An 11626-nucleotide genomic window follows, 5' to 3' on the forward strand; every position below is an offset into this window, starting at 1 on the left:
GCTGCGTTTCCCTGATGACGCCCACCACCGTTCGGGCTGAGCGAAGTCGAAGCCCACGTACAGCGCTTGCCCTTCGACTTCGCTCAGGGCTAACGGGGTAGGGAAAAGGCATGAAAGCGATGGCAAGCGTGGTTAGTCGCACCCTTACTCCGCCGCGAGCACGCCCTCTTCCTCGGCGCGTTCCTGGGCCTGGCGGTTCCACATTTCGGCGTAGAGCCCGTTCTCGCGGAGCAGCGCATTATGTGTGCCGCGCTCGACGACTTGGCCTGCCTCCAGCACCACGATCTCATCGGCGTTGACGACGGTCGACAGCCGGTGGGCGATGACGATGGTGGTCCGCCCCTTGCCGATTGCCTCCAGCGTATCCTGAATGTCGCTTTCGGTGCGGCTATCGAGCGCGCTGGTCGCTTCGTCGAGGATCAGGATCGGCGGGTTCTTGAGCAACGTGCGGGCAATAGCGACGCGCTGCTTCTCGCCGCCCGACAGTTTCAGCCCGCGCTCGCCCACGCGCGCGTTGTAACCGCCGGGCTGGCCTGCGATGAAATCGGCGATCTGCGCGCCGCGTGCGGCTTCCTCGATCTCGGCCTCGCTCGCATCCGCGCGGCCATAACCGATGTTATAGCCGATCGTATCGTTGAACAGCACGGTATCCTGCGGAACGATACCGATCGCGGCACGCAAAGACGCCTGCGTCACCCCCGCGATGTCCTGCCCGTCAATCGTGATCCGCCCGCTGGTCAGATCGTAGAAACGGTACATCAGCCGCGCGAGCGTCGATTTCCCCGCGCCTGACGGCCCGACGATCGCCAGCGTGCTGCCCGCCGGAATATCGAGATCGATCCCCTTCAGGATGCGGCGGGCCGGATCATAATCGAAAACGACATTTTCGAAGCGGACATGGCCTGCACCCACCATCAGATCGGGCGCGCCGGGCGCGTCCTTCACTTCGGCGGGGGCATCGATCAGGTCGAACATCGCCGCCATGTCGATCACGCCCTGACGGATCGTGCGATAGACCATGCCGAGCAGATCGAGCGGGCGGAACAGCTGGGCGAGCAGGGTGGAGACGAGCACGACGTTGCCCGCGTTGAAATGGCCCTGGCTCCAGCCCCACACGACCAGCCCCATGCCGCCCGCCATCATCAGATTGGTGATCAGCGACTGGCCGATGTTCAGCCAGGCGAGCGAGTTCTGATTCTTCACCGCCGCGGTCGCATAGGCCGCCATTGCCCCGTCATAACGCGTCGCTTCGCGCTCCTCTGCGCCGAAATATTTCACCGTCTCGAAATTGAGCAGCGAATCCACCGCGTGGGCAACCGCGCCGGTATCGAGATCGTTCATCTGGGCACGAAGCGCATTGCGCCAGTCCGTGACGATTCGGGTGAAGACGATATAGACCGCGACCATCGCCAAAGTGCCGAGCACCAGCCACAGCCCGAACTTCGAATAGAAAATCTGCAGCACCAGCACCAGTTCGAGCAAGGTCGGCGCGATGTTGAACAGCAGGAAATACAGCATCGTATCGATGCTCTTGGTGCCGCGCTCGACCACTTTGGTGACGGCACCGGTGCGCCGTTCGAGGTGAAAGCGCAGCGACAGCTGGTGGAGATGGCGAAACACCGTCGCCGCCAGCCGCCGCGTCGCATCCTGCCCCACACGCTCGAACACCGCATTGCGCAGATTATCGAACAGCACCGAACCAAAGCGCGCCCCGGCATAGCTCACCACCAGCGCCAGGATCAGCGTGGTTGCGCCGCGATCGCCCGCTGCCATGTCGTTGACGATGCCCTGCAGCGCGAAGGGCGCGCCGTACACCTGCACCAGCTTCGACAGGACGACGAGCAGCAGCGCGATGACGATGCGCAGTCGCAGCGCGGGCTGATCCTTCGGCCATAAATAGGGCAAGAACCGCCGCAGCATCGGCCACAACGGAGGTTCGGGACGGTCGGACGCGGAGGAAAGATCAGGCGGCATTGCCCACCATGTAGGGGCAGACCTCGCCGTGCGAAAGCGCGCGTTGCGGAACAAGCCGCCGCCGTCATTGGTTTACCATCCCGAAGGGAGACGATGATGGACCCGATTTTATACGTGATGGCGATTATGGGCTGCGCCGATGGCAGCGATCAATGCGCTGAAGTCCGCATCGAAGCCCCGCGCTATGCCTCGATCCAAGCGTGCCAGGCGGCCATGCCGTCTGCGCTCCGCCGTAATAGCGACATCTTTTATCCCGTGATCACCGCCAGTTGCCGCCAGACGGGCAGCCGCTTTGCGGAGCGCGAGCCGGTGCGTCGCGCCTCTACTCCGAACAGCTGACGAGTCAGCGCGCGCGCGGCCGCGTCCATAGGTTGGGATCGCGGGGCGCTGCGGCATAAAGCTTATGGCGCTGCGCCGCCTGCGCCTGGGCACGGATGATCCAACCCAGTTTCTGCAGCCCCGATGTCGTGACACGACTATCCCAGGCCGTGCCGCCGCGACGGGCCACTTCGCGGCCGATGCCGCCATAGATTCCGGCAGCGGCAAGCACGGCCCATGCCGATCTGAAGCCAAGCGCTGGTGTGCCGAAGCGCGCGCTTTCTTCATAGGCCGCCGCCATGTCACCCAGCCGCTGACCAAGTATTGCCAGTTGCGGGCGATGTTCGGGGGCCATGAGCGCGCAAACGGGGATGCCCATTTCATCAAGCCAGGCGATCGGCAGATAGCAGCGCCCGACGCTGGCATCTTCCCCCACGTCGCGGGCGATATTGGCGAGCTGGAAGGCAAGCCCGAGATCACAGGCACGGTCGAGCGTTGCCTCGTCGTTCGGGTCAACCCCCATCACCACGGCCATCATACAGCCGACAACACCAGCGACATGATAGCAATAGCGCATGAGATCATCCTGCGTCTGCGGGCGCCAGTCAGCGGCGTCGAGCGCGAATCCGGCGATGTGATCGCGGGTAAAGGCATGGGGTAACTGGGTTTCGGCGGCGACGATGCGAAGCGCATCGAATGCCGGATCGCCCACCCATTGCCCGGCCAGCGCCGCCTCGGTCTGCGCCGTCAGCTGCGCCAATCGCGCCTGCGGATCGCTGACCACCGCCATCCCGTGCCCGTGATCCTGCCCATCGGCAAGGTCGTCGCAGGCCCGGCACCAGGCATAAAGCAACCAGGCGCGCTGGCGGGTGGCGGGCGCGAATAACCGGCTCGCGGCGGCAAAGCTTTTCGAGCCCCGACCGATCGATTCCTTGGCCGTGGCGACAATCGCCTCGCGGCTCGGCAGATCGGCGCTACCGCTCACAAGTCGCGGCTGCCGATCTGTGCGATGGTGGTGGCGGGCACATGGGCTGCCATTTTGGCAAGCAGACCGTCGAGCGTTTCGTCGACGATCATCAGTCCTTGATGCTGCGGCCGGATGAAGCCGACCTCCCCCATCTTGGCGGCAAAGGCCACGAGCCCGTCATAAAAGCCGGCGACGTTCAGCACGCCAACCGGTTTGGCATGATAGCCGAGCTGGGCCCAGCTGAGCGCTTCCCAAAGCTCGTCCATCGTCCCCGTGCCGCCGGGCAGTGTGACGAAGCCGTCGGATAGATCGGTGAACGCCTGTTTGCGTTCGTGCATCGTGCGGCAGACATGCAGCTCGCTCAGTCCCCGATGCGCTACTTCGGCATCGACCAGCGCCTGGGGGATAATGCCGATCACCTCGCCGCCCGCCGCAAGCGCCGAATCGGCAATCGCCCCCATCAGGCCGAGTCGGCCGCCACCATAAACGACGCCAATACCGCGTTCGGCCAGGCCGCGACCGACCGCGCGCGCAGACTCGATATAGACAGGATCACTCGGTGTTGCCGAACCACAATAAACGGCAAGTCGCTTCATTGTGCCGTGGTCGAGCAGGCCTTCGCCATTGCACTCGCAAGCACGGTACCCGGCACCACGACGTCGTAGGCGGGCGTGGGATAAGCGTAAGTCCGGGTTTCCTGTCCCGTCGCATCATATTCGGTGTAGGAAATGGTCTTCGAAATTTCTTCTTGGCAATTGAACAGGATCAATCGCTTGATATCCTTGGCCGGGCCGGTGCTGACGGCGGCATATTGCGTCTTGATAATGGCACGACGAACCGGCTGCCCGTCGTCATCGCGTTCGTCGCGCAGGCTGGACGTATCGACGTACCAGATCGCACCTTGTTTTCCGGCAGATACATAGGCCCAGTTATCACCGGTACCCGCCATCAGAAAAGCCATCGCCAGTTGCATCATGCCGTTTGCAGCACCGAAGACCATTATAGTCTCTCCTCCAACATCAGACCTGCGGTTGCCTTGGCGCTGCCAACAACGCCTGGGATGCCCGCTCCGGGATGTGTTCCTGCACCAACAAAGTAAAGATTCGGAATATTGTCGTCGCGATTGTGGACACGGAAGAAAGCGCTTTGCAAGAGAATCGGTTCCAAACTGAACGCACTGCCGAGATGGGCATTGAGATCAGCGGAAAAATCGCTGGGCGCGTAGTGGAATTTGGTGACGACTCGCTCGTGGATGTCGGGAATCAGCCGCTTGCCGATTTCGTCCAGGATCCGCTTTTCGAGAATCGGGCCCACCTCGTCCCAGTTGACCGGGAACTTGCCCTGATGTGGCACTGGCGCGAGCGCGTAGAAGGTCGCATGCCCCTCGGGCGCCATCGACGGATCAGTGATCGTCGGGTGGTGCAGATACAGCGAGAAATCCTCCGCCAGCACGCCGTGATCGTAAATGTCCGACAACAGACCCTTATAGCGCGGGCCGAACAGAATCATGTGGTGGGGGATGTTGGGAAAATTGCCCTTCAGCCCGAAATGGACGACGAACAGCGACGGTGAGTAACGCTTACGCTCGAGCCGCTTCTTGGTCCGCTGCGCACTGCGGGAAGATTTCAGCAGGTCGCGGTAACTGTGCATCACATCGGCATTGCTGGCGATGGCATCGGCATCCTGGTGCCAGCCGCTTTCGGTCGTTACGCCCGTCGCGCGATCGCCCAGCGTATCGATGCTCGCGACCGGATCGTTCAGGCGCAGCACGCCACCAATTCGCTCGAACTGCGTGACCAGACCATCGATGAGCTTGTTGGTGCCGCCCATCGCAAACCAGACGCCGCCGTCCTTTTCGAGCTTGTGGATCAGCGCATAGATGCTGCTCGTCGTCATCGGGTTGCCGCCGACGAGCAGCGTGTGAAACGACAGTGCCTCGCGCAATTTGGGGCTCTTCACGAAGCTCGACACGACCGAATAGACGCTGCGCCACGCCTGATATTTCATCAGGCTGGGGGCCGCCTTGATCATCGACGCAAAGTCGAGAAAGGCGACATGGCCAAGCTTCAGATAGCCTTCCTTATACACCCCGGCGGAATATTCGAGGAAACGGCGATAGCCATCGACGTCTTCGGGATCGAGCTTGGCGATTTCTGCCGCCAACTGCACATCGTCGTTCGAATAATCGAAATTGGTGCCATCGGGCCAGTTGAGCCGGTAGAATGGCATCACCGGCGCGAGCGTAACGTCCTTTTCCATATCATGGCCGGACAGCGCCCAAAGCTCGCGCAGGCAATCAGGATCGGTAATGACGGTCGGGCCAGCATCGAACACGAAGCCGTCCTTTTCCCAGAAATAGGCACGGCCGCCGGGCTTATCGCGTGCTTCGACGATCGTCGTCTGAACGCCGGCCGATTGCAGGCGGATGGCGAGCGCTAGGCCGCCGAACCCGGCGCCGATAACAATGGCAGATTTCATGCGGGTTTGCTCCTGAGTGCCTTGATAGCATTGGCGATCGTCACCGGCGGCTTGCCGGTAAGAATCCGCGCCTGATCGAACATGGTGGTCTGCCCGGCATAAAAACGCCCGATCAGGCCGGAATTGAGCCGGTAGAACCGCTCAAGAATGCGGTATCGTTCATCGGGCGGCCCAGCGCGATACAGCATTTTGTCCAGCATCCGGTAGAATCCGCGCTTGCGCCACGTGGTTGCGGCAAAGCCGTGCATCAGCTCGTGCAGACCCTGGCCGGACAGATCATGCGCACGGGCGATCAGCGATGCGGTGCGCACGGCATCGGGCAGCGAATAGCCGGTGGTCGGGTGGAACAGCCCAGCACGCATCCCCGCCTTGGCGACATTATTGCCGCCCGAACGCCAATATTCCTCAAAATCGCCGCCCAGCGCGACGGGCAGCGCGCCGCTTTCCTCGCGCAATACTTCCCCGATCTGCCAGCCCTTGGCGCGGGCATAAGCATCGACTCTGTCGCCAATCGGATCGGCATTGCTGCCGCCGGGTTGCGACCGGTAGAGATCGGGCGTGTCGCTGTAATAGGTATCCTCGACGAACAATCGCGTCGCCGAAAAGGGCAGCGAATAGACGAATCGGTATCCGTCGATCTGTTCGACGGTGGCGTCCATCACGATCGGGCGTTCCAGATCATGCGGCTCGTGCAGCGCATATTCACGGCCAACGAATTTCTGCCAGCCCAGATCGAGCTTTGACAGATCGCCCGCACCTCGCGCGTCGATCACGCCATCGGCTTCGACCCGGTCACCATCGGCCAGAACGACCGCCTTGGCGCTCGCGCCAAGTACTTTGCGCCCCAGCATCAGCGCGCCCGGCGGCATCGCCGCGCGCACCAGCGCGTCGAGCCGTTCAGATTCGATCGAGTAATAGCTGGCCTTGATCGCGCGGCCATGTGCGGGAAAACGGATGTCGTAGGACGTCCAGCCATAGCAAACGAGCGGCGCGACGATCCAGCGATCGGCATCAGCGATGTCGCTGGCGAAGAACGACCAGAGATGATTGCCACCGATCGCATGCGATCCTTCGATCAGACGCACGTCGAGATCGGGGCGTTTTTTGCGCAGCGCGAGCACGATGAGCCCGCCGGCAAGCCCCCCGCCGACAACAGCGAGATCGCACTTGATCGTTGTAGCCATATCGTCGCCTAACCGATTTTTGGGGGCAGGCGAAACCCTGCTGCACATTTTTTGCCGATCCGGTCGCCTGTCATGGACCAAAGGCCGGTTTCGCGGCGGCCACGGATCGTATAAGCAACCGCCATGGACTTCGCTGTTTCCGCTGGCCTGGCGCTCGCTTATTCCGCTTTCACGATGACGTTGATCGTCGGGATACGTTACCTGATCGTCAGCGGTGCCTTTGCCGGGGTTACCCGGTTGCTGCATCCAGGGCTCTATACCGGGCTTGATCGCCAGATCAGGCGAGAGATTGGCTGGAGCCTTGCCAGCGCGGCGATTTACGGGATTCCGGCCGGCATTCTGGCGTGGGGCTGGGAGCATCGCGGCTGGACACAGGTGTACAGCAATATCGGTGATTATCCGCTTTGGTATTGGCCGCTATCGGTTTTCCTCTATCTGTTTGCGCACGATACATGGTTTTATTGGACGCATCGCTGGATGCACCAGCCAAAGCCGTTCAAGCTGGCCCATGCCGTTCATCATGCCAGCCGACCGCCTACGGCGTGGGCGGCGATGGCATTTCACCCGATCGAGGCAATAACGGGTGCTGTGGTAATCCCGCTACTGGTCCTCCTGATTCCAATCCACCTTGGCGCACTTGGCTTGGTTCTGGCGATCATGACCGTTATGGGTGTAACCAATCATATGGGGTGGGAGGTTTTCCCTAGGTTCATCTGGGGAGGGCCATTGGGGGCATGGCTGATTACGGCCAGCCATCATCAGCGGCATCACGCGGATTACAGGTGCAATTATGGGCTTTATTTCCGGTTTTGGGATCATGTCTGCGGCACCGACCGGGGGGTTGGCGGCTTTGCCCGGCAATCGCGTCCCGACAAATCTGCCTCGCCTCGGACGAACACTGGGCGCAGCGCTGATCCTGGCCACGTTCTTGCCCGGGGCAGCACCGACCACGACGCTTGATGTCAGCATCGAAAAACTGCGGTCAGAACGCGGTGTGCTGCGGATATGCCTGACCGCTGATCCACAGAATTTCCCCGGCTGCGTCGATGATGCGCATGCTGTGACCCGGTCGATACCCGCATCGGTGCGCAACGTGCATTTCGATGGTCTGCCCTATGGCAGCTATGCCGTGGCGGTGATCCATGATGCCAATTCGAACAATAAGCTCGATACGGTGCTTGGCATCCCGCGGGAGGGTTTCGGCTTTTCGCGTAACCCGGTGATAGGCTTTGGCGCGCCGCGCTTTGCCGCTGCCCGGTTCGATCTTGGCGAAATGCCGCACGCCCAGGCGATCAGGATGAAGTATCTTCTCTAATTGGGGCAGTTTCGCGCGGGTCGGGATATATTGTCCTTGCCCGACGTTCTTGGCGAGGTAGGCATTAACCATCCTTGTGGAGACCCGTGTGACGCGATCCTTGCGCCTTTTCCTGTCAGCCGCCTTCATCTCGGGCATTGCCTTGCCGGCAACCGCCCAGGAAGCGGAGACGCGGCCTGCACCCCGTATTGAGGTCGATGCATCAACGCTTGACCGGGATACAATCACCATCGGTGGCGGCGTGGGATTTATTCCCAGCTATGAAGGGTCGAACGACTATGTCGTGATCCCGGTGGGCGCGGTGCGCGGGAAGGTGAACGGTTTCAACTTCATGTCACGCGGGTTGCAGCTGTCACTCGATGCGGTGCGGGACCGCAAAACATCCGATATCGATATCATGTTCGGGCCGGTCGTCGGGCTGAACCTCAATCGCGTCAACCGGATCGTCGATGCACGCGTTCGAGCGCTCGGCACGCGCAAAACCGCGCTCGAAGTGGGTGGCTATGTCGGCATCGGCAAAACCGGCGTCATCACCAGCGAGTATGATACGCTGGCCGTTCGCGTCAGCTATGTTCGGGACGTTACTGGTGTGCATGACAGTTATGTCATCACCCCATCAATCGAATATGGCACCCCGCTCAGCCGCCGGGCCTATGTCGGCATCGCCGGATCGGCATCGATTGTGGGTGATCGCTATGCGGAAACCTATTTCGCGGTCGACCCCGCCGGGTCGATTGCCAGTGGCCTGCCGGTTTTCGCCCGCCCGCGCGGCGGCGTGAAAAGCTATAGCGCGACCCTGCTCGGCAATTATGCGCTGTCGGGGGATTTGTTGCGCGGCACGCAGATCTTCACGATCCTGTCGTACAGCCGGTTGCAGGGCGATTTCGCCCGATCACCCATCACCAGCATCGCGGGCAGCCCGGACCAGCTCTATGGTGCCATCGGCATCGGCTATACTTTCTGATCGTACAGCAGTACCAAAGGCTATCCCCGGGGGGCCGCTGATCGGCGGCTGAGAGGCAGGCACGAGCCCGCGACCCGTTTGAACCTGATCCGGTTAGCACCGGCGGAGGGAGGGAGCGGCTTTCACCCCCGAAATCCGCCCTCGCTCCGATTATTGGAGCGAATGCAATGGCCGATATCCCCGCCCGCACCGAAATTGGCGTCACCACTGGCCCCATTCGGGGCAGCCGCAAAATTCATGTGACCTCGCCCAACATTCCCGGCGCGGGCGTGGCGATGCGCGAGATCATGCTTGAGCCATCGTCCGGCGAGCCGCCGCTGCGCGTCTATGACACCTCCGGCCCCTATTCGGATCCCGATGCGATGATCGATATCTCCGCCGGGCTGCCCGCGCTTCGCCGCGACTGGATTCTCGCGCGCGGCGATGTCGAAAGCTATGACGGGCGCGAAACCCGGCCCGAGGATAACGGCCTGACCGGCCCCGATCGCTCCGCCGGCGTGCCGCAATTCCCCAATGTCGTGAAGCGCCCGCTGAGGGCGAAGCCCGGCATGAACGTCAGCCAGATGCATTATGCGCGGCGCGGCATCATCACGCCCGAGATGGAATATGTCGCGATCCGCGAGAATCTCGGCCGCGCGCAAGCGAAGGAAGCGCTGATCCGCGACGGGCAGAGCTTTGGCGCGAGCATCCCCGATTATGTCACCCCCGAATTCGTCCGCGATGAAGTCGCCCGCGGCCGCGCGATCATCCCCAACAACATCAACCACCCCGAATCCGAGCCGATGGCGATCGGGCGCAATTTCCTGGTGAAGATCAACGCCAATATCGGCAATTCCGCCGTCGCGTCGGACGTCGCGAATGAAGTCGACAAGATGGTCTGGTCGATCCGCTGGGGCGCGGACACGGTGATGGACCTCTCCACCGGCCGCAACATTCATGACACCCGCGAATGGATTCTCCGCAACAGCCCCGTCCCGATTGGTACCGTGCCGATCTATCAGGCGCTGGAAAAGGTCGGCGGCGTGGCCGAGGACCTCACTTGGGAAATCTTCCGCGATACGCTGATCGAACAGGCCGAACAGGGCGTCGATTACTTTACCATCCACGCGGGCGTGCGCCTGGCGTACATCCCGATGACCGCCAAGCGCGTCACCGGCATCGTCAGCCGCGGCGGCAGCATCATGGCGAAATGGTGCCTCGCGCATCACAAGGAATCGTTCCTGTACGAACGCTTCGACGAGATTACCGAGATCATGAAGGCCTATGACATCGCCTATTCGCTCGGCGACGGCCTGCGCCCCGGTTCGATCGCGGACGCGAATGACGAAGCCCAGTTCAGCGAGCTCTATACGCTCGGTGAGCTCACCCACCGCGCGTGGAAGTCGGACGTCCAGGTGATGATCGAAGGCCCCGGCCATGTGCCGATGCACAAGATCAAGGAGAATATGGACAAGCAATTGGAGGTGTGCGGTGAGGCACCCTTCTACACGCTCGGGCCGCTGACGACTGATATCGCGCCCGGCTATGATCATATCACCAGCGGCATCGGCGCGGCGATGATCGGCTGGTACGGCACGGCGATGCTTTGCTACGTGACGCCCAAGGAGCATCTCGGCCTGCCCGACCGCGACGATGTGAAGGTCGGCGTGGTGACGTACAAACTCGCCGCCCACGCGGCGGACCTCGCCAAGGGCCACCCGGCCGCCAAAATGCGCGACGACGCGCTCAGCCGTGCGCGCTTCGAATTCCGCTGGCGTGATCAGTTCAACCTCTCGCTCGATCCCGACACGGCAGAGCAATATCACGACCAGACGTTACCGGCGGAGGGCGCCAAGACCGCGCATTTCTGCAGCATGTGCGGGCCGAAATTCTGCTCGATGAAGATCACGCAGGAAGTCCGCGACTTCGCCGGCAAGCAGAACCAGGGGGTGGAGGGCTTCATCGCCACTGGCCCGACCGGCGCGGAGACCGCAGCGGCGAGCAAGGCAGCGGCGATCAAGGGGATGGAGGAGATGGCCGCCAAGTTCCGCGAGACGGGGAGCGAGTTGTATATGGGGGCTGGTGGTCGGGAGCATGATTAAGAACCACTGGCCGTCGCAAGCGCCAATGTAACTAAAACTTGAGCTCAGTTTTCCGTTCTAATACAATGCTTTCTAACAATACGGGAGTTTTTGGTACTAACGCGTCAGCTTGCTTGCTACCCGGCAGGCTGTTGTGCAAATTCCAACTCAAGTAACTCTTTGGCACTTTCGGTAATCCCGCCCACCAACTTGGTCGAACAAAGATATTGTCACTAGTGTCAAAGCAAAACTGGATAACAGCTGAAGCTAATAAGTCATTTTGTATACGATCAAAACTTTTAATTAATTGAGAATTTTGAGATTTGTTATCTAACCAACCGAAAATTACCGAAGTTTTACCTGCAA

Annotated in this window: 12 protein-coding genes and 1 riboswitch; of the genes, 5 read left to right on the forward strand and 7 right to left on the reverse strand. The window is 61.3% G+C overall.

Features of this window, described 5'->3' with window-relative positions; translation table 11 throughout:
* Nucleotides 1-144: 144 nt before the first annotated feature.
* Nucleotides 145-1974: an ABC transporter ATP-binding protein/permease gene (locus tag B7Y49_RS12090; protein WP_374127850.1), complete on the reverse strand. Its 1830-nt coding sequence runs from the start codon at nt 1972-1974 to the stop codon at nt 145-147.
* Nucleotides 1975-2070: 96 nt separating this feature from the next.
* On the opposite strand from B7Y49_RS12090, the gene B7Y49_RS12095 reads away from it, so the two are divergent.
* Complete coding sequence (locus B7Y49_RS12095) at nt 2071-2313, forward strand: hypothetical protein (protein WP_374127851.1); 243 nt, start codon at nt 2071-2073, stop codon at nt 2311-2313.
* A 4-nt stretch (nt 2314-2317) separates the two neighbouring features.
* Here B7Y49_RS12095 and B7Y49_RS12100 read toward each other — a convergent pair whose 3' ends face one another.
* Genes B7Y49_RS12100 through crtY form a run of 5 tightly spaced genes read right to left on the reverse strand, consistent with a single transcriptional unit; the run spans nt 2318 to nt 6921 of the window.
* Nucleotides 2318-3277: a phytoene/squalene synthase family protein gene (locus tag B7Y49_RS12100; protein ID WP_374127852.1), complete on the reverse strand. Its 960-nt coding sequence runs from the start codon at nt 3275-3277 to the stop codon at nt 2318-2320.
* Nucleotides 3274-3855, reverse strand: coding sequence for an LOG family protein (locus tag B7Y49_RS12105; RefSeq protein WP_374127853.1), 582 nt, complete (start codon nt 3853-3855; stop codon nt 3274-3276). Before B7Y49_RS12105 ends, B7Y49_RS12100 begins: the two co-directional genes overlap by 4 nt.
* Nucleotides 3852-4259 (reverse strand): surface-adhesin E family protein, encoded by a 408-nt coding sequence (locus B7Y49_RS12110; protein WP_374127854.1) that lies wholly within the window; start codon nt 4257-4259, stop codon nt 3852-3854. Before B7Y49_RS12110 ends, B7Y49_RS12105 begins: the two co-directional genes overlap by 4 nt.
* Complete coding sequence (locus B7Y49_RS12115) at nt 4259-5737, reverse strand: phytoene desaturase (protein WP_374127855.1); 1479 nt, start codon at nt 5735-5737, stop codon at nt 4259-4261. The genes B7Y49_RS12110 and B7Y49_RS12115 overlap by 1 nt, the downstream gene beginning before the upstream one ends.
* Nucleotides 5734-6921: a lycopene beta-cyclase CrtY gene (gene crtY, locus B7Y49_RS12120; RefSeq protein WP_374127856.1), complete on the reverse strand. Its 1188-nt coding sequence runs from the start codon at nt 6919-6921 to the stop codon at nt 5734-5736. The genes B7Y49_RS12115 and crtY overlap by 4 nt, the downstream gene beginning before the upstream one ends.
* Before the next feature lie 123 nt (nt 6922-7044).
* On the opposite strand from crtY, the gene B7Y49_RS12125 reads away from it, so the two are divergent.
* The 4 genes from B7Y49_RS12125 (at nt 7045) to thiC (ending at nt 11281) form a co-directional block, all read left to right on the forward strand.
* Nucleotides 7045-7881: a sterol desaturase family protein gene (locus B7Y49_RS12125; protein WP_374127857.1), complete on the forward strand. Its 837-nt coding sequence runs from the start codon at nt 7045-7047 to the stop codon at nt 7879-7881.
* Nucleotides 7850-8236: a DUF2141 domain-containing protein gene (locus B7Y49_RS12130; RefSeq protein WP_374127858.1), complete on the forward strand. Its 387-nt coding sequence runs from the start codon at nt 7850-7852 to the stop codon at nt 8234-8236. Before B7Y49_RS12125 ends, B7Y49_RS12130 begins: the two co-directional genes overlap by 32 nt.
* Before the next feature lie 88 nt (nt 8237-8324).
* Nucleotides 8325-9200, forward strand: a complete 876-nt coding sequence (locus B7Y49_RS12135) for a MipA/OmpV family protein (RefSeq protein WP_374127859.1) — start codon at nt 8325-8327, stop codon at nt 9198-9200.
* Nucleotides 9201-9217: 17 nt separating this feature from the next.
* A riboswitch (TPP riboswitch) is annotated at nt 9218-9328 on the forward strand.
* A gap of 39 nt (nt 9329-9367) precedes the next feature.
* A complete protein-coding gene (gene thiC, locus B7Y49_RS12140; protein ID WP_374127860.1) occupies nt 9368-11281 on the forward strand; it encodes a phosphomethylpyrimidine synthase ThiC in 1914 nt (637 codons plus the stop codon).
* 31 nt (nt 11282-11312) lie between these two features.
* On the opposite strand, the gene B7Y49_RS12145 is transcribed toward thiC, so the two are convergent.
* Nucleotides 11313-11626, reverse strand: a 314-nt coding sequence (locus tag B7Y49_RS12145; protein WP_374127861.1) for a hypothetical protein, incomplete at its 5' end; no start/stop codon positions are given.

This window comes from Sphingomonas sp. 28-62-11, from assembly GCF_002278865.1.
Taxonomy (GTDB): Bacteria; Pseudomonadota; Alphaproteobacteria; order Sphingomonadales; family Sphingomonadaceae; genus Sphingomonas.

What these genes read in the sequence shown, in the direction of transcription:
- B7Y49_RS12105 (WP_374127853.1), bottom strand. Translation starts at nt 3,855, where the DNA reads ATGAAGCGACTTGCCGTTTATTGTGGTTCGGCAACACCGAGTGATCCT.
- crtY (WP_374127856.1), bottom strand. Translation starts at nt 6,921, where the DNA reads ATGGCTACAACGATCAAGTGCGATCTCGCTGTTGTCGGCGGGGGGCTT.
- B7Y49_RS12095 (WP_374127851.1), top strand. Translation starts at nt 2,071, where the DNA reads ATGGACCCGATTTTATACGTGATGGCGATTATGGGCTGCGCCGATGGC.
- B7Y49_RS12110 (WP_374127854.1), bottom strand. Translation starts at nt 4,259, where the DNA reads ATGGTCTTCGGTGCTGCAAACGGCATGATGCAACTGGCGATGGCTTTT.
- B7Y49_RS12090 (WP_374127850.1), bottom strand. Translation starts at nt 1,974, where the DNA reads ATGCCGCCTGATCTTTCCTCCGCGTCCGACCGTCCCGAACCTCCGTTG.
- B7Y49_RS12115 (WP_374127855.1), bottom strand. Translation starts at nt 5,737, where the DNA reads ATGAAATCTGCCATTGTTATCGGCGCCGGGTTCGGCGGCCTAGCGCTC.
- thiC (WP_374127860.1), top strand. Translation starts at nt 9,368, where the DNA reads ATGGCCGATATCCCCGCCCGCACCGAAATTGGCGTCACCACTGGCCCC.
- B7Y49_RS12125 (WP_374127857.1), top strand. Translation starts at nt 7,045, where the DNA reads ATGGACTTCGCTGTTTCCGCTGGCCTGGCGCTCGCTTATTCCGCTTTC.